Consider the following 25,455-nt stretch of genomic DNA (forward strand, 5'->3'; position numbering starts at 1 on the left):
GTCAATCCGGTGACGCTAAAGTGATCACGAATGTACACAAACAAACATAAACGTACAACCGTGGGCGAAAGAAAAATCGCCGGGCAGGATTTTCGCCTGCGGGATGTTGGCTATACTGAGGCAAGCGAAGTTACCGCAGACGTAACGGCTTGGACGCTAAGGGAAAACGATGTTATTGACGATCGCAAGGTGGCTGTTTCAACTCCCCGGGAAGCTGTTCGGGCTGATTTTCAAAAATCGCCTGAGGATATTTTTATTCTTCATGCTGGTCGCCGTTGGGGTGCTCGGCGCCAAGCGCTATCTGCGCGCCCACCAATATGACGACGAGTTCAGCCTCACCGCCCCCGCCGATTACAACCGCGCAATAAAGCGCGAAATGCCGCTGCGCGAGGCGCGTGAACAGTGCGGCGGGCCGCTGCATGACAATGCCGGGCAGCCGTGGCCCGCCTCAGCGGGTTATCTGCATCAGCCGACGCGGCTGCCCACGGCCGGTCTGCATCGGCTGACGCTGGATAATCAGGGCAACGATTTTGCGGTGCTGGTCAAGCTGGAAACGCCGACGGCGCCGCAGCAGCTGGCGGAAGTCTTTATTCCGCCCGCCGGCAGCTTCGAGGTGAAAATCAATGCGGACGCGGAACACGTGATGAAAATCAAGAACATCAAGACCGGCTGCATGTTCCGCTCCCGGTCGTTCAACCTGGATAAACAGCGCGATTGGCGCATGCCGCTGACGCTACAAAAAGACGGCAGCCTGCAGCTGCAGTCGATAGGCGATCGCCAATTCTGATCGGGCGCCGGAACCGGCGCCGCATAGGGTTACTTTTTCACCGGATGATCGCGGCGGAACAGCTCCCAGCTTTCAATTTCCTGCCCGCTCGGCAAGGTGCAGGTGGAATACTGTCCTGCCGCATTCTCTTTGGCGTTCAGCTTGCCGCCGATTTGGGTGCAGTACACGTCGGCCGGGTTCGCCATGCCGATCGGTTTCACCTGCGGCGGCGGTGGCGCATCGTTGGATTTCACGGAACACCCCTGCAACATCGTCATCCCTGCCAACAGGGAAAGCATCAACGTTTTTTTCATTTTTCCAGCTTATGCAAAAAAGAACGGCGGAGCGCTCCGCCGTTCGCTTATCATGAAATAAAGGATTTGCCCTGTTTCAGCACCAGATCGCAGGCTTTTTGCTTCACCTTCTCGGTGATCTGCGAGGTGCCCAGGCTGTTCAGATCCAGGCTCTTGCCTTCGCCGGTCTGCAGCAAGCCGCCCAGGCCCTGCTGATAATCCTGGCTCTTGGCGTTTTCGGTGCTGGTGATGCCCAGCTTGCTGAGCAGCTGATCTTTCACCCCTTCGGCGCCGTTAGCCGACAGCACGTTGTTTTTCACGCAGTACTGCAGGATGCCGGCGGCATTGGTCATGCTGCTGGAACTCAACGCCTTGTCGCCACCGTTCAGCAGGCCGGTCAACGAGGAGAGCGACATGCCGCCACTGCTGTCGCCGCCCGACTTGCTCAGTTCGCCCGCCGCGCTGCTGAGGGAATCCATCAGCCCGGCGGCCTGGGTGGCGCCGCTGGCCAGGGTAGCGGACAGCGCCAAAGCCGGCAGTAAACGATGTTTGGTGATCATAGTGGTGAAACTCCTGTAATAACGGCATGCAATCGGCGCAGCGCGCCGGGATACCCTTCCGACGCCGCTGGCGGCGACAAGTTCCTTTAATCTCGCCGCCGCGCCGTTTTTCGGAATTCAGGAAGTTTAGAACTGCCAGCGCAGCCAGGCGAAGAACACGTTGCCGTTGTTATAGGTGCCGGGAATGTAGGTCGCCTGGAACGTCAGCCGCTGATAGCCGATAGAAGCCAGCGGCAGCGGCGCCGGGATGGGAATGTATTTCCAGTTGTCACGCGCGGTGACGCTGGCGGTAAAGCCCAGCCCCAGGCGGAAATCCTTGTCATCCAGCGGGCGCCAGATCTTCTCGTAGGCGTAGCCGCCGATCGGCTCCCACTTGTTGAAGGAGTCCTTGAACGCCATGATGTAGATGCCGTGCCAGTCACCGTCGCTGTCGTAGCGGGAGATGCCGTAACCGGCGCCCCACGGGCGTTCGTTGTACTTATCGATATGTTCATCATCGTAAGTCCAACGGTTGTGCCAGGTAATGGCCGGGACATAGAGATCGTGGTTAGGCGAGTTGTTCCAGGTCTCCGCCACGTTATCGGTAAAACGCTGCCATAGACCCGGTTTTTCAGCCTGCGCGGTATTGCCACTTTCTGAACCAACCTCAGCGAAAGAAGGCAGTGCAGGAAATATCAACGCCAGAGAACATGCCAAAAGAGTCCGTTTGAGAAACATCGTAAAGCTCCTGTAAAAATACGGCCGCAGATTTTTACCGATAGCCCAGGCAAGATCAAGCTGTATCTAATTTATCCAACGCCCGTTGTGCTTTGGTTAAGTTTAGCGCCGGAAAATGCCCAATAATTGGTGACAAACCGTACCTCTGTCTATCCGCATGCTATCGCCTTTAAGACGGCAAAACCGTGGGAAAAGTCCGCTTTGTCGCACGCTACTCGCGGGCAAGATGCTTGACCAACACATCGACATCGAGACGGTTCACAAACGCCAGGGAATAAGAGGAATAGAGACCGAACAGGCGGTTTTGGTGCCCGACCACCACCAGATCGATGCCGGCCTGATGAATGAAATCGTTGACGTCCTTAAAGCGCCGGATGGTGACAATTTCCTTGACCGCAACCGGCGCATCGACGGCGCTCACCAACCGGCTCAGCATCGCCTTGGCGGCGATCACCTCCTGCGCCTGGCGATCTTTGACCAGCGCATCGCTGCCGTACTCCAGCTCCGCATAGTCGGCGTTAAGGTGGCCGACGGTTATGGCGATCGGCAACCCGAGCACCATCGCCACCGTTTGACGCAGCAACGGCAGCCCATCGCGCTCATCGTGAATCAGTACCAGAATATGTCGATAGCTTTTCATCGCGTAACCCCCTCACAGACCAGCACCACAGGGACATCATCCCCTCTGGTAGGTATACGCCATCTGCGCACACGTGGAGAAAAGTTTACGTATCACTTCCCACGGAATGTGATGGCCACCACGTTATATTAGCGCCCGCAACGGCGTATTTTAACGCCGGCCCGACGTGGCGCGCACTGCAGCCCCCGTAAAGCAAAGCTGACGAAAACGGGCGAACAAAAAACTCAAGTTGTTAATTTTTTGTTTTTCATTAGTTACTGGATGGTTTCATGAAATAAGCGTGCGGCGGATCACCAAAATCCCCCTTCACGTCAGCTTCGGTTTTTCTTTCCCAGGCAAAAAGCGTTGTGTGCTCAATGGGATTTAACGCGGCGTCAAAAGTACCGGATGATTCGCCCTGCATCATGATAAATGCCAATGCGCCGCCGCTTTTCTGTCGATATACCGCCAATGAAAAATACCGCCTCCTCCCAATACACGATAACCCTACTTTTTATGTATTTCCCAATCGCGTAAAGCGCCGAATACAAACCGCCTATTTACCGCCTGCCCACAGTCTCTTGAACAAGCCGACGCTTTAAATAACTGTTAATGCTAACGACACAACATCGCCAGCAATTTATTTTTGCTGATTTTCGCCTGACAAAATAAAGATAAATAATCCGGAGCAATCAATGAAAATAACTATCGGGTCATTCATTCTGCAACAGCTTCACGCCCTGAACGTCGATCGTATTTACGGCGTGCCCGGCGACTATAACCTCAGCCTGCTGGAGCTGCTGGAAAGCGACGACCGGCTGGCGTTTATCGGCAACTGCAATGAATTGAACGCCGCCTACGCCGCCGACGGCTATGCCCGAATGAAGGGCGCCGGCGCGCTGATCGTCACCTACGGCGTCGGCGATCTGGCCGCGCTGTCCGGCATCGCCGGAGCCTATGCCGAATCCTCGCCGGTGGTCTGCATCGCCGGCACGCCGCCGCTGCACGCGATGAAGAATCATCAGCTATTGCACCATACTCTGGGCGATGGCAATTTCGACAACGTCATGAACTGTTTTAAACAATTCACCGTTGCTCAAGCCTTGATTACGCCGGAAAATGCCGCGCAGGAAATTCCGCGCGTTATTTCCCGCGCCTGGATAGAGAAGAAACCGGTCTATTTACAGCTGCCTTCCGATATTTGCGACGTCGAAATTGAAATCGCCGCAGCCGCAGCGGCGCCGCAGTTGCCGGCCAGCGATAAATACAATGTGCAATTAGCGGCGATGGCGCTGTTAACCAAAATAAAACGCGCGCAGCGCCCGATCATGTTGGTCGACCAAATGGTGGATCGCTATCAGCTGCAGCGGTTGGTGATCGAGGTCGCTCACCGCTTTGCCATTCCGCTGACCAATATGCCGACCGCCAAATGCATCATTCCGGAAGATACCGCCGGTTGGATGGGCGGCTACAGCGGCAACCTGTCGCGCCCCGAACTGTATGAACGCATGGCGCACTCGGACTGCGTGCTGAGCTTCGGCGTGCGTCTGGTGGACTCCACCACCGGCTATTTCTCGCAGCAAATTCCCGCCGCCGCTCAGGTAGATATCCAGCCGTTCTCGCTAAAGTTGGACAACACCTCCTATCCGGCGGTGGCGACGGCGGATCTGCTGCAGGCGCTGCTGGATCTGAGCGAAGACGCGCCGGTACAGCCCCTGGCGCCGCTGCCCGATCCGCGTGAAAAGCTGGCGACGCCGAGCGACGCCCCCATCGACCAGGCCTATCTGTGGCAACGGATCCAGCGATTTATCCGGGCAGATGACGTGGTGGTGGTGGAAAACGGCACCTCGGGCGCCGCCATCGGCGGCATGCGCATGCCCGGCGGTGTCAAGGTGGTCAACCAACCGATCTGGGGTTCGATCGGCTATACCCTGCCGGCGCTGCTCGGCACACTGATGGCGGCGCCTGAGCGCCGTCACCTGCTGTTCATCGGCGACGGCTCCTTCCAGCTCACCGCGCAGGAAGTGTCTACCCTGCTGCGCTGCGAGCAAAAGCCGATCATCTTCCTGATCAACAACGACGGCTACACCATCGAGCGTTATATCCTCGGCGAAAACTCGTCCTACAACGACATCGGCCCGTGGGACTACGCCAAACTGCCGGCGGTGCTGAATACCCAGGCGCAGCCGTTCAGCGTGGTGGTGGAGACCACGCAGCAGCTGGAAATGGCCCTGGAACACGCCTCACGGCAGGATCGGCTGGCGTTTATCGAGGTGAAAGTGCCGATGATGGACACGCCGCCGGTGATGAAAGAGTTCTGCAACCGCTGCAACAGCTTTAACTTCGGCCTGACCAACCCGCGCCGCAGCGCCTGATGCGCGATCGCGCCGCCGATGGTTTCAGGCCACCGGCGGCGTTTTCTTTTGGGTTACCCGCCGGCGCGCGCCATACAGCGCTGGCGGCGTTCATCCACCCGTTTGGCGAACCAGGCGGTGGTCAGCTTGCGGGTGATTTTCGGGCTTTCCAGCTGGATGCCCGGCAGCATCTCGCGCGGCAGCTTGCCGCCCGCCAGCGCAAAGACCTTCTTATACAGATCGGTGTCGGCAAAGTCGGCCGTCTCGCCTTTCTCGAGCGCCCGGCGAATGGCGCTGTCGCTCATGTTCAGGCGCTTGCCGAGCGTGCGCACCGCCAGCTCGGTCGAGCCGGGCTTGTCGCTGCCGAAGTCGATAAGATCGCCGTCCAGCGCCAGCGGAATGGCGCTCGCCCGGCTGACCGCGTTTTGGAACGCCGCGTTTCGGCTGGCGTACCAGCCGGCGTTGAAGTCGGCAAAGCGATAAATCGGCCGGCTGTAATCGGCCGGGTATCCCAGCAAATGCATAATGCCGAAGTACATACCGCCGCGCCGGCTGAAAACTTCGCGGCGAATCGAGCCGTCGACCGGATAAGGGTACCCTTTGGCGTGCGCCTCGGCGAAGGCGATGCTCACCTGCATCGGGCCGCCGGTATGTACCGGGTTTAAATGGCCGAACAGCTTCTGCCCCATCGGCACGCGGTCGATCATGTCATCGAAGATATCGCTCAGATCCTTCTCGGTGCGCACCTTATCGAGCCGCTCGCTGTAGCTCTGGCCGTTCGACGACGAGATCTTCAACGCGGTGTGTACCAAAAAGTTCGGGATGTGCATCTGATCGGCGCGGCGGTCGATCTCCTTCCAGGCGATCTTCGGCAGCCCCGGCACCTGCGGGTTAGCCCGGAACGTCGACTCCTGTTCGGTCACCGCCAGCACCGAACACAGGTTCTCATCGCTCGGCTCGATGCCCTGCGCGGCGAAGGCGGCGGTAATATCGGTGGCCCAGCCCTGACGATCGCCGGCGTTGGCCGGGATCAGCGTCATCAGTCGGGCTTTGACGTCGGCGGGGCGCGCCGTTGGCGCCGTGGTGGTGGTTTTGCTGGTACAGCCCGCCAGCGCCAGCAGCGCGGCCAGGCTCAGCAAACGGAAGGATATCGGGTGGAATAAACGAGGTATCGGCATCTTTTCCCTGAACGTGATGACATGAACAGCACTGAAATTAGCCCAGCCGCCGCGCACAATCCAGTATAAAGAATGCCGCGCCTTTCCGTCAGGCCGCTATGTTCAAACGATCGATAAAGATGTATTTTATATGCATTATATAAATCACTTTGCTTGCCCAGCCAGAGGAGCCCCTTATGGAGCAGCAGCTGCTTTGCTATAAAACCCTGCCGGAATGGAACAGCGACACGCTGCCGGAGGCCTTCCGCCAGCGCCACAACACCCAGAGCGGCACCTGGGCGAAGCTCACCGTGCTGAGCGGCAGCCTGACGTTCGCCATGATGACCGAGGACGGCGCCACCACCGAGACCTGGCAGTTCAGCCCCGAAAGCCAGCCGCCGTTTATCGCACCGCAGCAGTGGCATCGCATCGTTTCCTTCTCGGACGACATGACCTGCCGGCTGGCGTTTTACTGCACGGCGGAAGATTACTACCACAAGAAATACGAACTGACGCGCACCCACTCCGAAGTGATCGAGGCGGCGGCGCGCATCGCGCCGGGCAAGGCGCTGGATCTGGGCTGCGGCGGCGGCCGCAATTCGCTCTATCTCAATCTGAAGGGTTTCGACGTCACCGCCTGGGACAAGCACGCGCCGTCGATAGACCGCCTCAATCAGATCATCGACGCCGAGCAGCTGACCCGCCTGAGCGCCGGAGTGCAGGATCTCAATACCCACCGCTTCAGCGGCGAATACGACTTCATCCTGTCCACCGTGGTGATGATGTTCCTCGAGCGCCAGCAAATTCCGCCTATCGTGCAAAACATGCAGGACAGCACCGTTCGCGGCGGCCATAACCTGATCGTGGCGGCGATGGATACCGAGGATTATCCCTGCCCGCTGCCGTTCCCGTTCACTTTTAGCCCGGGTGAACTGCAGCATTATTATCGCGACTGGGAGATCCTCAAATACAACGAGGACGTCGGCCAGTTGCACAAGACCGACGCCGCCGGCAACCGCATCTCGCTGCGCTTCGCCACCCTGCTGGCGCGCAAGCTATAGCGCGTCGTGAAAGATCACCCCCAGCGTGTGGCGTTGGCCGGAACGTACCCGGCTGACGCCGTGGCGCAGATTGACCCGATAATAGCCTTTAGCCCCCGCCATCGGGCGATGATGCACGGCGAACACCACCGCGTCGCCCTGCTGTAGCGGCACCACCTCCGGCCGGCTCTGCATCCGCGGCCGCTGTTCGGTCAACACGAATTCGCCGCCGGTGAAGTCCCGTTCGGGTGCGGAGAGCAAAAACGCCACTTGCAGCGGAAACACCCGCTCGCCGTACAGATCCTGATGCAGGCAGTTGTAATCCCCCGCTTCGTAACGCAACAGCAGCGGCGTCGGCCGCCGTTGGCCGGCCCGGTGGCATTCGGTCAGGTAGGCCTCGTGTTCGGCGGGATAGCGCGCCGCCAGGCCCAATAAAGTATTCCAGCGGTTGGCCACCGGCGCCAGCCGCGCATACATCAGGCTGCGCGCCTCGGCCACCGGAAGCGGCAGCGGATAGGCGAAATAGCGGTACTCGCCGCGGCCAAAACCGTGCTGCGCCATCACGACACGGCTGCGGAAGTGCGCATCGTGCGGGTAGAGCGCCGCCAGCTCGCGGCACAGGTCTTGGCTGAGCACGCCAGGCAACCGCGCACAGCCCTGCGCATCGAGTTCGCGTTCAATCGCCGCCCAGTCCAATTCGGCCAGCCGCGCCGCCAGCGAGCGGCTCATCGCTGCGCCTCTTTTTCCAGCAAGGCTTTCTTGCGCTCGACGCCCCAACGATAGCCGGACAAAGCGCCGTCGTTGCGCACCACCCGGTGACAGGGGATCGCCACCGCCAGCACGTTGGCGGCGCAGGCGCTGGCCACCGCGCGCACCGCTTTGGGCGCGCCGATGCGCCGGGCGATATCGGCATAGCTGACGGTTTCGCCGACCGGTATCGCCTGCAGCGCTTGCCAGACCCGCTGTTGAAACGCGGTGCCGCGAATATCCAGCGGCAGCGCCAGCCCGTTCTCCGGCGCTTCAATCAGCCCCACCACCTGCGCCATCAGCGCTTCATACTGCGCGTCGCCGCCGATCAGCTCGGCGTTGGGAAATTTGTCCTGCAGATCCTGCACCAACCGCTGCGCATCGTCCCCCAGCAGAATGGCGCAGATGCCCACCTCGCTTTGCGCCGCCAGGATCTCGCCCAGCGAACAGCGCCCGACGGCGAAATGGATGCGCATGCCTTTGCCGCCCGCCCGGTAGGCCTTCGGCGTCATGCCCAGCGCGGCGTTGGCTTGCCGGTAGAAGCGGCCGTTGGCGCCATAGCCGGCGTCGAAAATCGCGTCGGTCACCGTCTCCTGCTGCGTCAGACCGGTGCGTAAGCGCTGGCTGCGCTGCGCGTCGGCATAGCCTTTCGGCGTCAGGCCGGTGATCGCTTTGAACAGCCGGTGGAAATGGTATTGGCTCAACCCGACGTGACGCGCCAGCGCCTGCAGCGACGGCGCTTTCTCCGCCCGTTCGATATAGCGGCAGGCCTCGGCTATCTGCCGCGCATGCTGCTCTGTCAACGGCGTCAGCCCCTGGCGGCAGCGTTTGCAGGGCCGATAACCCGCCGCCTCCGCCTGCTCGGCATCGTCGAACAGTTCCACGTTTTGCCGGTTCGGCTGACGTGACGGGCAAGAAGGCGAGCAATACACGCCGGTGGTTTTCACCGCATAGATAAAGCGGCCGTCGGCGTGTTTATCGCGGCTGACGATCGCCAGCCAGCGCGGGTCGGCGCTGTCGATTACGTTTTTCATCATCCGTTCCTCACTGCGGTTTCGATGTTAACCAGCATAGTGACGGGCCGTTGGCGAAACACGCCGACTCTTGCTTTTTAATTCGGCGCCGACGTTTTCAACAATGTTTCGACAATTTTTAACCAACAACATGAAGTTTATTACGTTGCCAACCCGGTTGCACAGCGTTAGGATCGCGGCCGGTCACGGGCGTGGCCAGTGTTTTTGCCTGTTAGTTGCGCGCATGGAGAGGTTATTGTGTTAGAGAGTTTTGGCGTCCTGAATTTATGGACCTATTTGGCCGGGGTGGTCTTCATTATCATTCTGCCGGGGCCGAATACGCTGTACGTACTGAAAACCGGCGTATCGCGCGGCGTGCGCGCCGGCTACACCGCGGCGCTCGGCGTGTTCATCGGCGATGCGATCCTGATCTTCTGCGCCTATATCGGCGTGGCTTCGCTGATCCGCACCACGCCGTTCCTGTTCACCCTGGTGCGTTTTCTCGGCGCGATTTACCTGCTGTTCCTCGGCGCAAAAATCCTCTACGCCACCTTCGTGCAGAAGGCGCAGGCGCAACAGCAGCAGATTGAAGGCGGCCACAGCATTCTGCGCAAATCGCTAACGCTGAGCCTGACCAACCCGAAAGCTATCTTGTTTTACGTGTCGTTCTTCGTGCAGTTCATCGACTTCAACTACGCGCACACCGGACTGTCGTTCACCATTTTGGCGCTGATCCTCGAAGCCGTCAGCTTTATCTACATGAGCACGCTGATCTTCTCCGGCGCGATGCTGGCGCATTTCTTCAACCACAAGAAAGGCCTGGCGAAGCTCGGCAACGGCCTGATCGGCCTGCTGTTCCTCGGCTTCGCCACCCGTCTGGCGACCCTGAGCTCGTGATCCCTCCCGGCCGGCGCCCGCCGGCCGCAGTTTACCCTTCCGTCACGGCAAAATGACACGCAGGGCAAACCGAATGTCAGGCAGACCAAAGCCGCCGCTTTTCCGCTGATCTAGACTTGCAGGGTTAACGATAACCTGATGAGCCTGATCGGAGGATGTATGTCTGACAATACCGTAGCCGTGCTGGATAGCGTGTCGCGTTTTCTCGATCGTCAGCATGGGCTGTATATCGACGGCCAGTGGCGCGCGTCCGCCGCGGAAGGCCGCCTGGCGGTGTATAACCCCGCCAATGGGCAGCAGATCGCCACCACCGCCGACGCCAACGAACACGACGTCGCGCTGGCGGTGCAGTCCGCCCACAAAGCCTTCAGCGAAGGCGTCTGGGCGCAGCGTCTGCCGGTAGAACGAGAACGCATCCTGCTGCGCTTCGCCGATCTGGTGGAACAGCACGCCGAGGAGCTGGCGCAGCTGGAAACCCTGGAGCAGGGCAAATCCATCAACATCGCCCGCGCTTTCGAAGTCGGCAGCACCCTGAACTGGATGCGCTACACCGCCGGGCTGGCGACCAAAATCACCGGCCAGACGCTGGACGTCTCCATTCCGATGCCGCCGGGCGCTAAATATCAGGTTTATACCCGTAAAGAGCCGATCGGCGTGGTCGCCGGCATCGTGCCCTGGAACTTCCCGCTGATGATCGGCATGTGGAAAGTGATGCCGGCGCTGGCGGCGGGCTGCTCCATCGTCATCAAGCCGTCGGAAACCACCCCGCTCACCCTGCTGCGCATCGCCGAACTGGCGAGCGAAGCCGGCGTGCCGCCGGGCGTGTTCAACGTGGTCACCGGCCGCGGCACCGTGTGCGGCAAGGCGCTGACCGAACATCCGCTGATCGCCAAAGTCAGCTTTACCGGCTCCACGCCGGTGGGCAAAAGCATCGCGCGCGCGGCGGCGGATCGCCTGACCCGCGTGACGCTGGAGCTGGGCGGCAAAAACCCGGCCATCGTGCTGAAAGATGCCGATCCGCAGCAGGTGATCGAAGGCCTGATGCTCGGCAGCTTCCTCAATCAGGGGCAGGTGTGCGCCGCCAGCTCGCGGATTTATATCGAAGCACCGATTTATGACCAGCTGGTGGCCGGTTTCGAACAGGCGGTGAAATCGCTGTCGGTCGGGCCGGGGATGGATACCGGCGCGCAAATCAACCCGCTGGTGTCGCTCGCGCACCGCGACAAGGTGGCGGCCTACCTGGACGACGCCCGGGCGAAAAACGCCGAGCTTATCGGCGGCGCGGCCGGGCCGGATGCCAACGGCTTCTACATTCCGCCAACGCTGGTGATCAACCCGGACGATCGGCTGAACCTGACGCGCGAGGAAGTGTTCGGCCCGGTGGTCAACCTGATTCGGGTGGCGAGCGCCGAGGAGGCGCTGAGCAAGGCCAACGACACCGACTTCGGGCTGACTGCCAGCCTGTGGACCACCAGCCTGCAGCAGGCGATGGCGCTGACGCCGCGCATTCAGGCCGGCACCGTGTGGGTCAACACCCATACGCTGATCGACCCTAACATGCCGTTCGGCGGGTTCAAACAGTCGGGCAGCGGCCGTGATTTCGGCCCGGATTGGCTGGACGCTTACACCGAGTCGAAATCGGTCTGCATCCGCTATTGAGTGAAGCGGCGCGGGCCTGGCCCGCGCCCTGGCTTACTGATACTGCCGACGGTACTCGCTCGGCGACATGCCGAAACGCTGCTTGAAAGCGGTCGAGAAATGGCTGTGATCGGCAAACCCCCAGTCGAGGCCGACTCCGGCCAGCTTCTCCTGCCCGGCGGCGCTGCGCAGCGCCTGCGCGCACAGATCCAGCCGGCGGTTCCTGATGTACTGGGCCACCACCAGCCCCTGACGGGCAAACAGCCGATACAGGCTGCGCAGTGACACCCCCAACTCGGCCGCCACCCATTCCGGGCGCAGCTGCGGCGACTGAATATGCCTGTCGATCAACGCCAGCGCCTTGTCGAAAACCGGCTGTTGCCCCTCCGGGCGCGCCTGTTCGAGCGCCAGCGCCGGGCGCAGCAGCGCCGCCAGCGCATTCAGCACCGCCTCGCTTTCCGCCGCGGCAAGCTGAGGATCCTGCATGCTGCTCAGCACCAGTTGGCGGCTGAGGCGCACCGCGCTGAGCTCTGCCCCGAGACGCTGGGCGCAAGGCGGCGGCACCGGCAGGCAGCCGCGCGGCAACAACAGGGAGATTTGGCGTGAATCGCGCTGGAAGGTGAAGCTGCTGGGCCGTGAGGCGTCGATCAGCGTGATGTCGCCGGGAGAGAGCACCGTCTGGCTCTCGCCCTGCTCCATCAACGCGCTGCCGCGCAGCTGGAAGACGGTAAAAAAGTGCGCGCCGTCGCTGCGGGCGATCTCGCGCGGCGTGCGGTACAGCCGGGCCTGAGACACGTCGACCAGGCTCAGGCGCAGGGCATGGGCGCGAAACTCCTGCATCGCCCCGCTGAAGCCCGGCCCCAGCGTTTTTGCGCAGAATCTGCCGCAAGCGGTGTTGATTTTCCCCAGCCACTCTTCGAAGCCGACGTCCCGGAACGTTGCCAATGCCGTCATGATCTCTCCCTTCAAACAGCAGCGGTGCTGCGCCGTTGAACAGAAAACCACCATAACAATCCGTTAACACACAATCAATGGCGAGCCGGGGATTTGGCGCCGCGATCACAGATCATCGGGCGCCGGAGGAGGAATCGCCTTAAGGCTGCGTATCCAACAGATGCCGCACCACCGCCGCGTACTCTTTGGCGTAGCCTTCAACGCTGGTGCTGGCCATGCCGGCATTGTCTATCTTGTATTTGCCGGCTACGTAGAACGACGGGGTGCCGCGCACCTCGAACGCCTTCACCGCTTCGTTCTGCTTGGCGATCAACCCTTTGACCAGCAGGCTGTGGCGCGCGTTTTCATAGGTGGCGGCATCGATGCCGGCCGCCGTGAACACCCGCTGAATATCTTCGGCGCTATTGACGGCGCGCTGTTTCTGCAGCGCGTCGAACATCGCCCCTTCAATCTTGTCTTCCACGCCCAGCACCGTCGCCACCGCCCAGGCTTCGGTCAGCTCATTGCCCAATTTGCCCATCAGGCTGACGTGATACCTGGTGACTTTCTCACCGGCGGGCAGCGCCTGCGCCACGGTGCTGCCTACCCGGTAGGTTTCGGCGAACTGATAGCAAGGGCCGCAGTAGAAGGAGAAGAACTCCACCACCGCAGGCGCGGCGGCTACCGGCTTATCCAGCCGGGTGTATTGCTCGCCCGCACGGTAATCCGCGGCCTGAACCGCGGGCAGCGCCAACATCAATACGACGGCGGCGGCGAACGAACGCTTAACGTTTGCCAACATAAACACTCCTGGTTTCGATTATGAACATCGTCCTTAGCGGCGGTTTTTATAATCAAATAACCGGCAGAAGGCCAGTTTTTATTACCTTCTGTTTATGTGGGATTCAGTCAGCGGCCTTCGTAACCGTCCCAGTAGGCGCCCACCGCTTCCTGCGACAGCACCTGACGGCGTTTAGGATTGTCGGAGCCGCTGTAGGCGCGATTGATGAAAATGGTTTTGTGTTCCATGTTCTGCTGGAATTCCGGGCTGGCCAGATAATCGGCCTTTTTCTGCGCCTCGCTGCGCGCCACGCCCGCCGCGCGATCCTTTTTCCCCTGCTGGTAGAACTGTTCGAACATCGGCACGGCGTTTTTAATGCTGCCGTTCACATCGGTGCGGAATTGCGGGTCGAAGTCGTCGCGCGTTTGATAAACGTAGTGCTTCGCATGCCGCTCCGCGCTGCTGAGGTGGTGGGTGCAGGCGCTGAGCGCCAACAGCGGCAACAACAGCGCCGTGCTTTTCAGTCTTTTCATGTCGTCTGTCCCTGTCAGTGAGGAAGGTTCCTTTAGCGCCAAGAGCATAGCGCCGGCCCCCGGTAAACGTCAAACGACAAAATACGCATCACATTGTTTTATATTAATATTATATACATTGATTGGTATTCATTGCCTGAAACACTATGCTTTAACCGAACAGGGTAAACACTCACCGACAGCGAGGCGGCCAATGAAACCGATCGACAAAAACGTGGGGGAGTACGACCTCACGGCGGAAAAAAAAGCGGGCATGATCACCGGCACTATCCGCGGCGAGCTGCCGGACAGCGACGCCAATCTGCCGCTGCTGCCCTTCTCCGGCACCTTTGCCGGCCCGAGCGTGGCCGAAGCCATCGCCGATATTCAGCAGCAGTTCCCCGACATCGAACCGGCGATTATCGACGACCTGCGCGAGGAACTGCTGAAGGCCGGTTTCTAAACCGGATCGCGGTGGCGCACGAACGGGCTATAGACCGGCGCACCGGGCTTCAGCGCCAGATCGGCGTCAAAATCGTCATTGCGGTTGAACCGCACCGCCGGCCAGGCGGCAAGATCGCCTAAGCCAGCCCGATACGCCTGCGTCACCTGCGCCAAAGCGGCGTTCTGCGCCTGCAGCGCCTCGCCCGTCAACCCGCCGCGCACGCCATAAACCAGGAACGGCTCCAGCACGCTAAAGCCGATATAGTGCAGCGCATGCATGATCGGCCACAGCATCAGCCGCATATCGCCGTCGCGCCCGTTCGGCGCGCAGGCCTGAGCGGAGGCGCCGGCGGTGACGGTCAGCAGCGCCCGTTTGCCGCGCATCACGCCGTTTTCATGGCGGTGGCGGCTGTCGTAGATCCCACCGTAAACGAACACCCGATCCATCCAGCCCTTGAGGATGGCCGGCGCGCCGAACCACCAGAAAGGGAACTGCAGCACCAGCGTGTCCGCCCAGCGCAGCAGCTCGATATGCCACCGGATCTCCGCCGGCAGCGCCTGAGTCGTCCAGTGATGGCGCTGCTCCTGCATCGCATCAAATCTGTCCGCCTGCTTTCTGCTGGGGTAATGGTCTGCGCCTTCACGCGGATCAAACCCCTCCTGATACAGATCAACCGTCTTCACCTGGTGCCCCTGCGCCAGCCAGGCCTGCCGCGCCTGTTCGGCCAAATGGGCATTGAAAGAATGCGGCTCGGGGTGAGCCAGCACAATCAGCACGTTCATCCTGTGTCTCCCGCTGTAAGGTGGTGCTGCTATGCTGTGGCTTTATCGCACCCTTGGCAATTACGCACCTGAAGGTAACCCCCCATGGCCTATCCCGGCGACGTCTATTCGAGTAAATGCTCCGCGCGCGATGCGCTGGCGCTGATTTCCGGCAAGTGGGTGATGCTGATCCTGCCCGCGCTGGCGCAGCGGCCGATGCGCAACGGCGAACTGCTGCGCCGCATCGACGGCATTTCACAGAAGGTGCTGACGCAAACGCTGCGCCAGTTGGAACGCAACGGGCTGCTCGAACGCTTGGATTTAAGTGAAAGGAATCAGGCGCATGTGGAATACCGGCTCAGCGTCGTCGCCTGCTCGCTGGTCGAGACGCTGACGGCACTCGACAGGTGGGCGGAATACCATTTCCCCGAGTTGGACGCCGCCCGCGAGCGCTATGATGCAGACCGCAAGCGCGCGGCCGATTAAAGCGGTTTGCCTGGCAACGCGTGGCGCACAGAATGCGCAGGTGAGACGCTTGTTCCCCGTCGCGCCATCCGTTATCTATAGTTAAATCAATTCGCCGGTAACGGCCCACTCCACCTGAGGATCTTGCCTTGACGTTTTTAAAACACCCTATCGCCGGATTGGTGCTGGCTGGCTGCGGCCTGTTGTCGGCGGGCGGCGCGCTGGCCGCTTCCGATGCGCTGGTGTACTGCACCGTCGCCTCGCCGGAATCGTTCAACCCGCAGCTCGCCAGCTCCGGGCCGACCTTTATCGCCACCTCGCAGGTGCTGTACAACCGCTTGGTGACGCTGCGCGAAAGCGATAAAACCCCCGCCCCTTCGCTGGCCACCGAGTGGAGCGTCAGCCCGGACGGCAAGACCTACACCTTTACCCTGCGCCAGGGCGTGAAATTCAACAGCAATAAATACTTCACCCCAACGCGCGATTTCAACGCCGAAGACGTGGTGTTCACCGTGATGAGGCAGAAGGATCCGACTAATCCGTATCACAAGGTCTCCGGCGGCAACTATGAATACTTCACCGACATGGGCCTGAACAAGCTGATCGCCAAGGTGGAGGCGGTGGACGAGCATCACGTGCGCTTCACGCTGAGCCAGCCCAACGCCGCCTTCGTCGCCGACTGGGCGATGGATTTCGCCTCGATCCTGTCCGCCGAGTACGCCGACGCGATGCTGAAAAAGGGCACGCCGGAATACGTCGACAACTGGCCGATCGGCACCGGGCCGTTCGCGCTGCAGCAGTACAAACAGGATTCGCTGATCCGCTACATCGCCAATCCGCACTACTGGCAGGGCGAAGTGGCCAGCAAGCACCTGATCTTCTCGATTACGCCTGATCCGCAAACCCGGCTGGCCAAACTGAAAACCAATGAATGCCAGATTATCCCCGCGCCGCTGCCGGAACAGTTCGCCGCCATCAAGGCCGACGGCAACCTGCAGCTGCACGACATCACCGGGCTGAACGTCGGCTATCTGGCGTTCAACACCCAGAAAAAGCCGTTCGACAACCTGCTGGTGCGCCAGGCGCTGAGCTATGCGGTGGACAAGAAAGCGATCGTCGCCGCGGTGTTCAAAGACAGCGGCACGCCGGCCAACTCGCTGCTGCCGCCGGGCATGCTGGGCTACAACGATCAACTGCCGGAATACGCCTACGATCCGCAGAAGGCGCGCGAGCTGCTGAAGCAGGCCGGGCTGGAGCAGGGCTTTGAGACCGATATCTGGTCGATGCCGGTACAGCGCCCCTACAATCCGAACTCGAAGCGCATCGCCGAGATGATCCAGAGCGACTGGGCGAAGGTGGGCGTGAAGGCCAAGATCGTCACCTGGGAGTGGGGCCAGTATCTGGCAGGGCTGCGCAAAGGCGAACAGCAGAGCGCGCTGTACGGTTGGGTGTCGGACAACGGCGATCCGGACAACTTCGCCACCCTGCTCGGCTGCGCCGGGGTGCAGAGCGGCGCCAACGTGGCGCGCTGGTGCGATAAGGATTATGACCGGCTGATCCAGCAGGCGATTCTGGAAAACCAGCCACAGGCGCGCGCCAAGCTGTATCAACAGGCGCAGGTGATCTTCGCCAAACAGGCGCCGTGGCTGCCGCTGGCCACCGGCAAAGTGTTCTACGCCACCCGCAGCAACCTGAGCGGCTATGTGGTGGACGTGAACGGCAGCGATTTCGCCAAGGCCAAATTGAACTGATCCCGGGCGCCGCGGCGAGGGCTGCGGCGCTACCCGCCTCATCGCTTAATAAGCTGCCAGCCTCTGAACCTACTTCACAACTTACGATGCCAGCTGCCTCTCCTGCAGCCAGGCACTTAACCCACTAAATTCATAGCTTAACAAGCGGTTTAACCCCTGGCATTTTGCTTAAACTGCACACGGGCGCTTTCCTCACCTGTAACATTTCGTTACCATCGGCGCACAGACCCTTTAACATCAAAAGGCAACCCGGTGCAGAACACCTACATGCCGTGGCAAATTCGCCTGCACTGGCTGGTGGCGATCCTGCTGGTCATCACCTGCGTCACCATCGAGCTGCGCGGCTTTGCCGAACCGGGCAGCGCCCCCTGGTACGTGCTGGTTGTCACCCACTTCAGCTGCGGCGTAACGGTGTTCGCGCTGATGATCGCCCGCCTGTTCCTGCGTTGGCGCCACCCTTCGCCCGCCATCGCGCCCAAACCACCGAAGTGGCAAACCGGCCTGGCGCACCTGACGCACACCCTGATTTACCTGCTGCTGTTGACGCTGCCGGTGCTGGGGGTGTATTCGCGCTATCTGGGCGGCAAGGAGTGGTATCTGTTCGGCCTGCCGATGCCGTTCGCCGACGTGGCCGATCGGCCGCAGGCGCGGATGATTATCGGCTGGCACAAAAAGCTGGCGTCATTCGGCTACTGGCTGATCGGCCTGCATGCCGCCGCCGCGCTGTTTCACCACTACATCGTCAAGGACAATGCGCTGGTGCGCATGCTGCCGTTGATGAAAAAGCGCTGAATAATTTGGCGCCAGGGATGAATTTTCGGGCCACGCCCGCCGACAGGGAATGACATGCAAACCCAATTTTTTAATGTGACCGTCGAACAATGTGCCTGCCAACAGACGGCGCCGGACAATCTGGTGAGGATCATCGCCGCCGGCCAAACGTTCTTTTTTTACCGTGACGACTTCAGCGACAGCGAAAATCTGCTGGCCACGCTCGCTGCCGGCGATCGGGTGAAGATTGGCGCCCATCGCCTGCAGGACGGCAGCTACTGGCTGCACTGGCTGCTGCACGAGACAAAAGGCCGGCTGGAGCCCGACAGAACGCTGAAATACAAGCTGAAATACTTCGCCCTGCTGGTGCTGGGCGCGGCGCTGGCCGGCGGTTTTCCGGCAGCCTTTTTCATCATGGACGGGGAAGATTCCTGGCTGACCATCGTTCTGTTCTTTATCGCCGTAATCGCCGGCCTTGTCGGCATCGGCATGGTGCTGTTCGTCGGTTCGGAGCTGCTGCTGATCGGGCATCGCGGCCGCAGGCGCCTGCTCAAGGCGCTGGATCGCGTGCTGCAGGGGCAAGACGTCACGCCGCCCGGATCGCTCAGCCTGAAAATCCCCGGCATCAAATACCGGGCCGTCAGTGCAGACGCCGCGTCAGTGCCCGCAGCGCAGCAAACCGACGTCCCCCTCCCCGACGGCGTCGAGGCCTCCGGCATCGAGACGGTCAACGCCCTGAGCTACGAACTCCTCCACTATGAGATCCCGCGCCAGGTGCAGTATTTGGACACCTATGCGTGGCGCCAGAAGGAGACGCACTTCGCGTTGACGACCCGCGCGCTCAACGTCCCCAATACCAAACTGCATCCGGTATTTCGTCGGCAACATCCGCTTTTCATCGCCAAAGGCGATCCGTTGCAGGTGCTGTATTGCGAGAACGACACCGTCCCCGAGTTGCCTACGGTGCGTGGGATCATCAACCACCGCGATCGCCAGACCTACCTCATCGGCGGCCGCCGCTACTTCACCGAATCCGGCCTTAACCTGTGCGCGCGCGTTGTCTTCATTCTCGGCGCGATCGTGACGTGCTTTGTGCTCGGCCTGGCGGTGGCGGATAACGCCGATACCCCGGCGGGCTTTTACCTGGATGCCTGGACCCTGCAGCGTCTCGGCAGCGAATTGCCACCGATTCTTCTCTTAATGATGCTGATGGTCAGCGGCCTCGCGCTGTTGATCGAGGGCTTCGCCCAGATCTGCCGCCTTTACTCTTTTGACCAGCACCGCACGTTTAAAACGTTTAAATACCTGCGCAATCTGCGCCGCAGGTTATGGCGGCAGGATCAGGTGACGGAGCTGAAATGATGACGTTAGCGCTTTATAAAAGACCCCTTATTATCCTGACGCTGTTTTTGGCCAGCGCGCTGGGCGTCTATTTCCTCGCCCCTGAACAACGCTATGCGCAGTGGCAATGGACCCAGAGCGACGAAGCATTGCCGACGATAGCCCATTACGATCTCATCGACAGCTACCCGGCGCAGGACGGCGCCCTGCTGCTCATCAGCAAAAGGAGTGAGCGCGGGGCCTACAATAGCTTTTACGGCTGGGCGGCCAACTATCTCAGCCAGGTGTTGTTCAGCGGCCCGCAGGGATTGCAGATGCTGGGGGAACTCGACGAGTCTATCCACAATGCGGTTTGCGGCGGGCAAGAGTGCGTGCTTTTTCTGTCCAAGGGGCGCCGGCTGGTCGATGTGAAACAGGGCACCATCGGAGCGCTGATCCCTTGGCCGGAGGGCGACGACAACCGGCCTTCCTTTATCGGCGGCAAACTGGTGGCGCTGCCGGGTAAACGCGCGCTGTATCTCATCAGCACCGAAGGCGTATTCTACAGCCCGGACTTTGGCGCCCATTGGCGGCAAACGCTGAATCTGCCGGCGCTGTTGGAAGCGCGACAGCTGCTGGGTTTTGAGCGCGGCGAGGAGGACTCACCGACGGCTTACGCCTCCGGCAAGCGCAAATCCATACCCGAGATCTTTACCGCCGTTGACGGCGATCGCGTGCTGTTCTGGATGAATCCGGTGCTCGGCTCCGGCGCCTTGCACATCGCCGTTAACGGCAAAACCGGCGAGGTGGCCGAACCGCATTGGCTCACGGTGCGCGTGACGGAAAGCGCGCAGGCCCCGGATGGCGGCATCTACCTGATCGCACAGACGCTGGAAAGAGGGCTGTATCAGCTCCTGCGTTATCAATCCGACGGGCAGTTGAAGGTGCTGCTGGAGACCGGCGATAAATCGCTGTATCAGCTGTGGGCAGGCAACGACAAGCTGGTCACCCAAACGGATAACGGCGATGCGCGCCTTTCGCTGATTTTCGATCTGCGCTCATCCGACGTGCGCTACCGCCAGCCGTTGGAGTACCGCTACAACGGGCGCGACGACGCACGCCAAACCGTGATCGAACCGGAAAGCCACTATGGCGATGACGGGGAGCCCCCGGCGCTGCCCTACTTCGTTCGCTACCGTTCCACCACGCCGTGAACATGAGGAACTTGCCATGCTGTTAGGTTATGGCGCCGGCGTTGCAGGGCTGGTGGCGCTGTTGTTGGCGCTGCTGCTCGCCGGCATCCTGCTCGCCTGGTGGGGCTGGCGCTACGCTTCTGCCCGCTGCGGCCGCCCACGCCCGCCGCTTTCCTGGGGCGGCTATCTGCTGGCCTCGGCGCTGGCGATCTACCCGGTGGCGTTCGTGCTGATGCTGATCGACATCGCCATCCAGGATCTCAAGAGCCAGCGGGCGGAAGAACGCTGGAATCGGCGCAGCTACCTGACGCTCGACGAAGCCAAACCGTTCGGTGAAATCACGCTGACGAAAGGCAGCTGGGTAAACCGGCAGGAACCGCGCCTGCCCGGCACCGAAGACAGCCCCATCACGATGGACGGCGTGACCGCCGTGCGTTTTCCTCGGCCGCAGAGCGTGGCCGGCGTGCCGATCATTGCCTTCGAGGTTTTACCGCCGGTAATGGAGCTGGCGAGCGCGCACACCTTTACCCGCCCGAGCGGCCAAAGGGTGCACTGCGAAGCGGGTTGGCTGGTCTCTTTCTCTTTACCGCCGGATAAGCCGGCCCCGCAGTGGGAAGAGTGGCAGGCCGGGCTGCCTGCGGCGGCGTTTCGGCCCAGCGACTGGATCTTTAGGGAGTGCTTCCCCGGCAGCCCGATCGCCGTGCTGACCTTGCACAACGGCGAAGTCAGGGTGCTGCCTTAAGCCTTACGCCGTGGCGTTAGGCAAGCGCACGGTCACGCGGTTATTGGCCGTGGGCAGCCGCAGCGGCGCGTCCTGCCAGCTTACTGCGATAACCAAGACCGGCGGCGCCGCTACGCGCGGCGCACGCCCGTCGGGCCCCACGCTGTAGGCATCCCATTCAATCACGAATACGCCGCCGTCTTGCGGCTCGACCCGCTCGACAAAAAAGGTGGTGTCCGAACCGCGCCCGCCCGCGGGTTTGTGCGCGTAGGAAAGCAGGCTGAACCACTCGCCGGCGAAGTACAGATGGTACAGACCATCGACGATATGCTCACCGCGGAACTGGCAGCCGCCGACGCTCAAGCCGTCGCCCGTCGGCGATTCCGCCACGCGTTCGAGATCGCACACCAAGCGATCGGTCGGCCGGTTATCCAGCAACAGCTCATAAGGCGGCGCGTGCAGCAGCGCGGCAGGATCGTCCGCATGGCGCAAATCCGCCGGTAACGTCGAGCGCGCCGCCAGCGCGCGGCCACTGGGCAAGGCGATCTCCAGACGATCCGCCGGATCCTCTGCCCACTGCGGCACCCACAGACCGCGCACCTGACGCAGCGGCGTGGCCACCGCCTGCCGACAGCTCGCCCGCAGCCACGCCAGCGCCTCGGCGGAACCGCCGGCCACTGCTTCCAGCTCGCGATCGGTCAGCGCAGGCAGCGCGTACATCGCCCGGGCGGCAGGTTCGTAGACCGTCAGCCCCTCACCCTCGCGGCTGCGGGTCGGGATCAGGCGCAACCTGCCGCCGTCCACGTCCTGCGGCGCCGCACAGGCGCCATGCACAATCGCTCCGTCGCGCAGCAGCAGCGTCCAAAAATTGGGGCCGCCCATGCCCAGCTCCCCCACGCCGCCAATCTGCCGGTCGCTGTCGCCGGCGTGCGCCATTTCAATCGGCTGCGAACGCCAGTCGGTCTTGCGCCACTCTGCGGCCTCTTCGGGGTTTTGCACGCCTTTTGCGGCGTATTTGGCCCATTGCAGCACGGCGAACAGCGCGATGCACAACGCGCCGAAAATCGGGTAATCCCGCCAAATCAACAGCCAACCGACGATCAAAAAGGCCCAGGCGGCCATGACGATATCCTTTTTCAAGAGCAAACCGCCTGATTCTAGCGCAGGCGGTTAGCGGGGTTGAAGCCTATGCCATGAATAATTAGCCGTTAAATAGAAAGGCAATAATTTCAGCATTATTTCTGTGACCATGAAGATCACATAAATAACGCTTCACTGAGTGATTTTAACGTAGAAAAGATAACTCTCTGTATCTCAATGCAATATTTAAACCCGTATTAAAATGCAAAGAATTAAAGCGGGAAAAAACCGCAATAATTTGTGCATATTCTAAACATTGACTATGTTTAGACATACTCTTTATATGCAGGTAAACATACTGAAAAACAAAAGAGCAAGGCTCTCAAGATAATTAAACCAACCTCGCGCACCGCGTGGGTGAAACACTCTTTACTATAAAAATTCCGAGGATATTTGATCTCCACGGAACGAGTAACTTTGCGTTTTATCAGGCCAATAGACTACACACCGCAATTAATATCATTATTAGCATTTCGGAGAGCGACAATGAAAATCGTTACAGGCATTATCCTTACCTCTGTGGCCGCCTTCAGCGGCGCGGCTTACGCGGCCGATGCGCAGCCTACCACCGGCAACGCGGAAGTGACGCTGGAACACGTGCACGCCGTGATGGAAAACGGCAGCCCGGCGCCGCAGCACGACGCCGCCTGCAAAAAAGAACTTTCCATGCCGGAATCGAAATATATGGGCATGAAGGTCAAAACCGATTACACCATCAACAGCAGCACCATGATGATGTCGGCCAAATCGATGTTCCCATCGCCAAACGATAAACAGCCGATGGAACTGACGGTCGATCTCTCCGCGCTAGGCCTGGCGGATGTGTATGCCTTCGGCGCCTTTAAACCGGCCGCACTATCGCAGGCGTATATTTATTTCACCATCGATAAGGATTTTAAAAATCCGGTCAGCACCTTTATGATCATCAACCAAGGCAAGCAATATAACTGCGTGATCTCCAGCTCGAATAAAATGATGAGTGAAGAAATGCGCGGCAAGATGAAGAAACAGTAACGGAACGAAAAACGGCGCTTCCCTTAACAGGAAGCGCCGTCAGCAAAGCATTAAATCAGACCAGGATTGTATTTCTGATTGAATTTCTCTTCCGATTGGAACAGATAAATAATGCCTTCGATAAAGCCGACAATCGCCGGGATCCCCGTCCAGCAGAACAGCAGGTAGAACAGTCCCCACCACTTCATCCCTAAGTAAAACTTGTGAATGCCCAGCCCACCCAGGAAGATGGCCAGCAGGGCCGCCGCGAGCTTGTCTTTTCTGCTCATAGTGCACTTCTCCTTACTTCTCACCGAACCACCGGCATGTCCAAAAAAAGGATGCCGCTCCAGAGAGCGCCGCATCGCAATGCTTACGGAGAAAAACATTCACTCCTGCAAGGCTCAACGGGGGTAATTATAACAGTAATTAATTAAACGGTTGTTTAACCGGCGAAACGGTAGACAAATGGGAGATCGCATTGATTTGACTATGCGCTATCCCTCCGTACTATCCCTGAGGCATAAGTTATTAACAACGCCATATTTAATCCGCTGCAAAAAAGAGTGACAGGAAAATTGCACTCTCTGTTAGCTATCGGAATTTAGTATTTAATTCAATTAATTATCCAATTAACAGCCATCACCCTACCGTACACCAGGGTTCGCCTATTTGAACCCAGCCATTACATATTGATCGCCCCTATCGCCCGACGCATCGTCCTTCATACGGCGTTGTATTTCGCCAATCGGTTTACCTCATTTCCATCATTCATTTTGATGTCAACTAAGTCTGCTTTATACAAGCGGCTTTGCCGTCCATTCTGCACAGTGCAGGAGCGGCCATCGCAACTCTCAAATTTTCAATGTCTCAATGACCATTCTTAGGGCGGGGGATACATTGCGATGGGGATAATAAAGAAATAACCCTTCCATTCGCAGGCTGTAACGCTGTAATACCCTGATTAGCACCCCACGCTCTAAATCATCGGCAACCAACTCGACAGGAACATAGGCCAGCCCCAGGCCCAGCCGGGCGGCTTCTGCCTCCATATAGCTGTCAGATAAGGCCCATTGCCCTTCCGGCCGATGAGTGATTTTTTTATCATCCTGATGGAGTTCCCACTGGTATAGGCTGCCGTCGGCAAGCTGATAGGCGATACAGGGATGTGTCTTTAAATCCGCAGGATTTTGTGGAAAACCGTAACGACGAAAATGTTCAGGAGTCCCCACAATCGCCATCTCCATATCGGGCGTAATGCGCACCGCGACCATGCCCTGGCCTACTTCAGGCCCAAGACGGACGCCTGCGTCGAATCTTTCCTCGATAATATCGACGAACCGGCTCTCATTCATGAGTTCGAGCCTGATATCAGGATAGCGCTGTTTAAATACCGCAAGCTTTGGCAGCAGGCATTTATCAATCGCGTGCTGGCTGGCATTGATGCGGACCGTGCCGGAAGGGGTCTCACGATAATGCGCCAGTGTCGCAAGCCCAAGATCTAAGGTATCAAATCCGGACTCCGTTTTCTGATAGAGCTGCTCACCCGCTTGCGTCAGCGATAGCTTACGCGTGGTGCGCACCAGTAGCTGGACACCTAACCTTTCTTCAAGCTCGCGAACAGAACGGCTTATCCCCGATTGAGCCAGGCCAAGCCTGTGAGCCGCAGCGGTAAAACTGCCTTCCCGTACCACCTGCATAAACAGGTAGAGCTCATTGTAGTTCTCCCTTTTTGCCATTGATTTACTCCCCCAAGAATGACGCCAGTCTCAGCATTAATTTATAACAATATGGTATTAATCTTAGCAATTATCTCCCTCTAATCAGCATTAATTCTGCTCACTATAATGAGCCCATCAAAACAAAGC

29 protein-coding genes are annotated in these 25,455 nt (G+C 59.7%); 14 read left to right on the forward strand and 15 right to left on the reverse strand.

Annotated elements, in window-relative coordinates:
• Positions 1–30 precede the first annotated feature (30 nt).
• Together ACJ8IM_RS18030 and ACJ8IM_RS18035 are read left to right on the forward strand one after the other, a co-directional pair.
• Positions 31–321 (forward strand): hypothetical protein, encoded by a 291-nt coding sequence (locus tag ACJ8IM_RS18030; RefSeq protein ID WP_226871984.1) that lies wholly within the window; start codon positions 31–33, stop codon positions 319–321.
• Positions 263–787, forward strand: coding sequence for a hypothetical protein (locus ACJ8IM_RS18035; protein ID WP_229601687.1), 525 nt, complete (start codon positions 263–265; stop codon positions 785–787). Before ACJ8IM_RS18030 ends, ACJ8IM_RS18035 begins: the two co-directional genes overlap by 59 nt.
• Before the next feature lie 29 nt (positions 788–816).
• On the opposite strand, the gene ACJ8IM_RS18040 is transcribed toward ACJ8IM_RS18035, so the two are convergent.
• The 5 genes from ACJ8IM_RS18040 to ACJ8IM_RS18060 all read right to left on the reverse strand — a co-directional run bounded on the left by ACJ8IM_RS18040 (position 817) and on the right by ACJ8IM_RS18060 (position 3,427).
• The gene (locus tag ACJ8IM_RS18040) at positions 817–1,080 is read right to left on the reverse strand and encodes a putative hemolysin (RefSeq protein WP_004940597.1); all 264 of its coding nucleotides are present in this window, start codon (positions 1,078–1,080) and stop codon (positions 817–819) included.
• Positions 1,081–1,130: 50 nt separating this feature from the next.
• A complete protein-coding gene (locus tag ACJ8IM_RS18045; RefSeq protein WP_033653310.1) occupies positions 1,131–1,619 on the reverse strand; it encodes a DUF2501 domain-containing protein in 489 nt (162 codons plus the stop codon).
• Between the two features lie 126 nt (positions 1,620–1,745).
• On the reverse strand, positions 1,746–2,336 hold the full coding sequence (pagP, locus tag ACJ8IM_RS18050; RefSeq protein WP_033653311.1) for a lipid IV(A) palmitoyltransferase PagP: 591 nt from the start codon (positions 2,334–2,336) through the stop codon (positions 1,746–1,748).
• A gap of 211 nt (positions 2,337–2,547) precedes the next feature.
• A complete protein-coding gene (locus tag ACJ8IM_RS18055; RefSeq protein ID WP_033653312.1) occupies positions 2,548–2,976 on the reverse strand; it encodes a universal stress protein in 429 nt (142 codons plus the stop codon).
• 250 nt (positions 2,977–3,226) lie between these two features.
• The gene (locus ACJ8IM_RS18060) at positions 3,227–3,427 is read right to left on the reverse strand and encodes a hypothetical protein (protein WP_144337671.1); all 201 of its coding nucleotides are present in this window, start codon (positions 3,425–3,427) and stop codon (positions 3,227–3,229) included.
• A 223-nt stretch (positions 3,428–3,650) separates the two neighbouring features.
• Between ACJ8IM_RS18060 and ACJ8IM_RS18065 the strand changes: the two genes are divergently transcribed.
• Complete coding sequence (locus ACJ8IM_RS18065) at positions 3,651–5,330, forward strand: alpha-keto acid decarboxylase family protein (protein ID WP_033653313.1); 1,680 nt, start codon at positions 3,651–3,653, stop codon at positions 5,328–5,330.
• A 53-nt stretch (positions 5,331–5,383) separates the two neighbouring features.
• On the opposite strand, the gene ACJ8IM_RS18070 is transcribed toward ACJ8IM_RS18065, so the two are convergent.
• A complete protein-coding gene (locus ACJ8IM_RS18070; protein WP_051917608.1) occupies positions 5,384–6,487 on the reverse strand; it encodes a DUF1615 domain-containing protein in 1,104 nt (367 codons plus the stop codon).
• A gap of 176 nt (positions 6,488–6,663) precedes the next feature.
• On the opposite strand from ACJ8IM_RS18070, the gene tehB reads away from it, so the two are divergent.
• On the forward strand, positions 6,664–7,527 hold the full coding sequence (gene tehB / locus ACJ8IM_RS18075) for an SAM-dependent methyltransferase TehB (protein ID WP_033653314.1): 864 nt from the start codon (positions 6,664–6,666) through the stop codon (positions 7,525–7,527).
• On the opposite strand, the gene ACJ8IM_RS18080 is transcribed toward tehB, so the two are convergent.
• Positions 7,522–8,235: a 2OG-Fe(II) oxygenase gene (locus ACJ8IM_RS18080; RefSeq protein WP_033653315.1), complete on the reverse strand. Its 714-nt coding sequence runs from the start codon at positions 8,233–8,235 to the stop codon at positions 7,522–7,524. The two genes, tehB and ACJ8IM_RS18080, sit on opposite strands and share 6 nt — an antisense overlap.
• On the reverse strand, positions 8,232–9,287 hold the full coding sequence (gene ada, locus ACJ8IM_RS18085) for a bifunctional DNA-binding transcriptional regulator/O6-methylguanine-DNA methyltransferase Ada (RefSeq protein WP_033653316.1): 1,056 nt from the start codon (positions 9,285–9,287) through the stop codon (positions 8,232–8,234). The genes ACJ8IM_RS18080 and ada overlap by 4 nt, the downstream gene beginning before the upstream one ends.
• A 237-nt stretch (positions 9,288–9,524) precedes the next feature.
• Here ada and leuE point away from each other — a divergent pair, with 237 nt between their 5' ends.
• Together leuE and ACJ8IM_RS18095 are read left to right on the forward strand one after the other, a co-directional pair.
• Positions 9,525–10,163, forward strand: coding sequence for a leucine efflux protein LeuE (leuE, locus tag ACJ8IM_RS18090; RefSeq protein ID WP_016928933.1), 639 nt, complete (start codon positions 9,525–9,527; stop codon positions 10,161–10,163).
• A gap of 159 nt (positions 10,164–10,322) precedes the next feature.
• Positions 10,323–11,822 (forward strand): aldehyde dehydrogenase family protein, encoded by a 1,500-nt coding sequence (locus tag ACJ8IM_RS18095; protein WP_033653317.1) that lies wholly within the window; start codon positions 10,323–10,325, stop codon positions 11,820–11,822.
• A gap of 33 nt (positions 11,823–11,855) precedes the next feature.
• On the opposite strand, the gene feaR is transcribed toward ACJ8IM_RS18095, so the two are convergent.
• The 3 genes from feaR to ACJ8IM_RS18110 all read right to left on the reverse strand — a co-directional run bounded on the left by feaR (position 11,856) and on the right by ACJ8IM_RS18110 (position 14,048).
• Entirely contained in the window at positions 11,856–12,755 is a 900-nt protein-coding gene (feaR, locus tag ACJ8IM_RS18100) for a transcriptional regulator FeaR (protein WP_033653318.1), read from the reverse strand.
• 139 nt (positions 12,756–12,894) lie between these two features.
• Positions 12,895–13,536, reverse strand: coding sequence for a DsbA family protein (locus ACJ8IM_RS18105; RefSeq protein ID WP_033653319.1), 642 nt, complete (start codon positions 13,534–13,536; stop codon positions 12,895–12,897).
• 107 nt (positions 13,537–13,643) lie between these two features.
• The gene (locus tag ACJ8IM_RS18110) at positions 13,644–14,048 is read right to left on the reverse strand and encodes an Exc2 family lipoprotein (RefSeq protein WP_033653320.1); all 405 of its coding nucleotides are present in this window, start codon (positions 14,046–14,048) and stop codon (positions 13,644–13,646) included.
• A 193-nt stretch (positions 14,049–14,241) separates the two neighbouring features.
• Here ACJ8IM_RS18110 and ACJ8IM_RS18115 point away from each other — a divergent pair, with 193 nt between their 5' ends.
• The gene (locus ACJ8IM_RS18115; protein WP_019454278.1) at positions 14,242–14,490 is read left to right on the forward strand and encodes a hypothetical protein; all 249 of its coding nucleotides are present in this window, start codon (positions 14,242–14,244) and stop codon (positions 14,488–14,490) included.
• On the opposite strand, the gene ACJ8IM_RS18120 is transcribed toward ACJ8IM_RS18115, so the two are convergent.
• Entirely contained in the window at positions 14,487–15,254 is a 768-nt protein-coding gene (locus ACJ8IM_RS18120) for an NAD(P)H-dependent oxidoreductase (protein ID WP_033653321.1), read from the reverse strand. The two genes, ACJ8IM_RS18115 and ACJ8IM_RS18120, sit on opposite strands and share 4 nt — an antisense overlap.
• Before the next feature lie 84 nt (positions 15,255–15,338).
• Between ACJ8IM_RS18120 and ACJ8IM_RS18125 the strand changes: the two genes are divergently transcribed.
• From ACJ8IM_RS18125 to ACJ8IM_RS18150, 6 genes are all read left to right on the forward strand, one after another.
• Positions 15,339–15,719, forward strand: coding sequence for a winged helix-turn-helix transcriptional regulator (locus tag ACJ8IM_RS18125; RefSeq protein ID WP_033653322.1), 381 nt, complete (start codon positions 15,339–15,341; stop codon positions 15,717–15,719).
• A gap of 128 nt (positions 15,720–15,847) precedes the next feature.
• Positions 15,848–17,449 (forward strand): ABC transporter substrate-binding protein, encoded by a 1,602-nt coding sequence (locus tag ACJ8IM_RS18130; protein WP_033653323.1) that lies wholly within the window; start codon positions 15,848–15,850, stop codon positions 17,447–17,449.
• 267 nt (positions 17,450–17,716) lie between these two features.
• Positions 17,717–18,241, forward strand: a complete 525-nt coding sequence (gene cybB, locus ACJ8IM_RS18135; RefSeq protein WP_080289895.1) for a cytochrome b561 — start codon at positions 17,717–17,719, stop codon at positions 18,239–18,241.
• A 54-nt stretch (positions 18,242–18,295) separates the two neighbouring features.
• On the forward strand, positions 18,296–19,582 hold the full coding sequence (locus tag ACJ8IM_RS18140) for a hypothetical protein (protein WP_033653325.1): 1,287 nt from the start codon (positions 18,296–18,298) through the stop codon (positions 19,580–19,582).
• Entirely contained in the window at positions 19,579–20,754 is a 1,176-nt protein-coding gene (locus tag ACJ8IM_RS18145; RefSeq protein ID WP_033653326.1) for a hypothetical protein, read from the forward strand. Before ACJ8IM_RS18140 ends, ACJ8IM_RS18145 begins: the two co-directional genes overlap by 4 nt.
• Positions 20,755–20,770: 16 nt before the next feature.
• Positions 20,771–21,475, forward strand: coding sequence for a hypothetical protein (locus ACJ8IM_RS18150; RefSeq protein WP_033653327.1), 705 nt, complete (start codon positions 20,771–20,773; stop codon positions 21,473–21,475).
• 3 nt (positions 21,476–21,478) lie between these two features.
• Here ACJ8IM_RS18150 and ACJ8IM_RS18155 read toward each other — a convergent pair whose 3' ends face one another.
• The gene (locus ACJ8IM_RS18155; protein ID WP_229601688.1) at positions 21,479–22,594 is read right to left on the reverse strand and encodes a hypothetical protein; all 1,116 of its coding nucleotides are present in this window, start codon (positions 22,592–22,594) and stop codon (positions 21,479–21,481) included.
• Positions 22,595–23,080: 486 nt separating this feature from the next.
• Here ACJ8IM_RS18155 and ACJ8IM_RS18160 point away from each other — a divergent pair, with 486 nt between their 5' ends.
• Positions 23,081–23,608, forward strand: a complete 528-nt coding sequence (locus ACJ8IM_RS18160) for a hypothetical protein (RefSeq protein WP_033653328.1) — start codon at positions 23,081–23,083, stop codon at positions 23,606–23,608.
• A 50-nt stretch (positions 23,609–23,658) separates the two neighbouring features.
• On the opposite strand, the gene ACJ8IM_RS18165 is transcribed toward ACJ8IM_RS18160, so the two are convergent.
• Positions 23,659–23,877 (reverse strand): TM2 domain-containing protein, encoded by a 219-nt coding sequence (locus ACJ8IM_RS18165; protein ID WP_015376761.1) that lies wholly within the window; start codon positions 23,875–23,877, stop codon positions 23,659–23,661.
• Positions 23,878–24,441: 564 nt separating this feature from the next.
• Positions 24,442–25,326, reverse strand: coding sequence for a LysR family transcriptional regulator (locus tag ACJ8IM_RS18170; RefSeq protein ID WP_033647407.1), 885 nt, complete (start codon positions 25,324–25,326; stop codon positions 24,442–24,444).
• Between the last annotated feature and the right edge of the window lie 129 nt (positions 25,327–25,455).

This window comes from Serratia sp. CY33525 (assembly GCF_052169115.1).
Lineage (GTDB): Bacteria > Pseudomonadota > Gammaproteobacteria > Enterobacterales > Enterobacteriaceae > Serratia > Serratia sarumanii.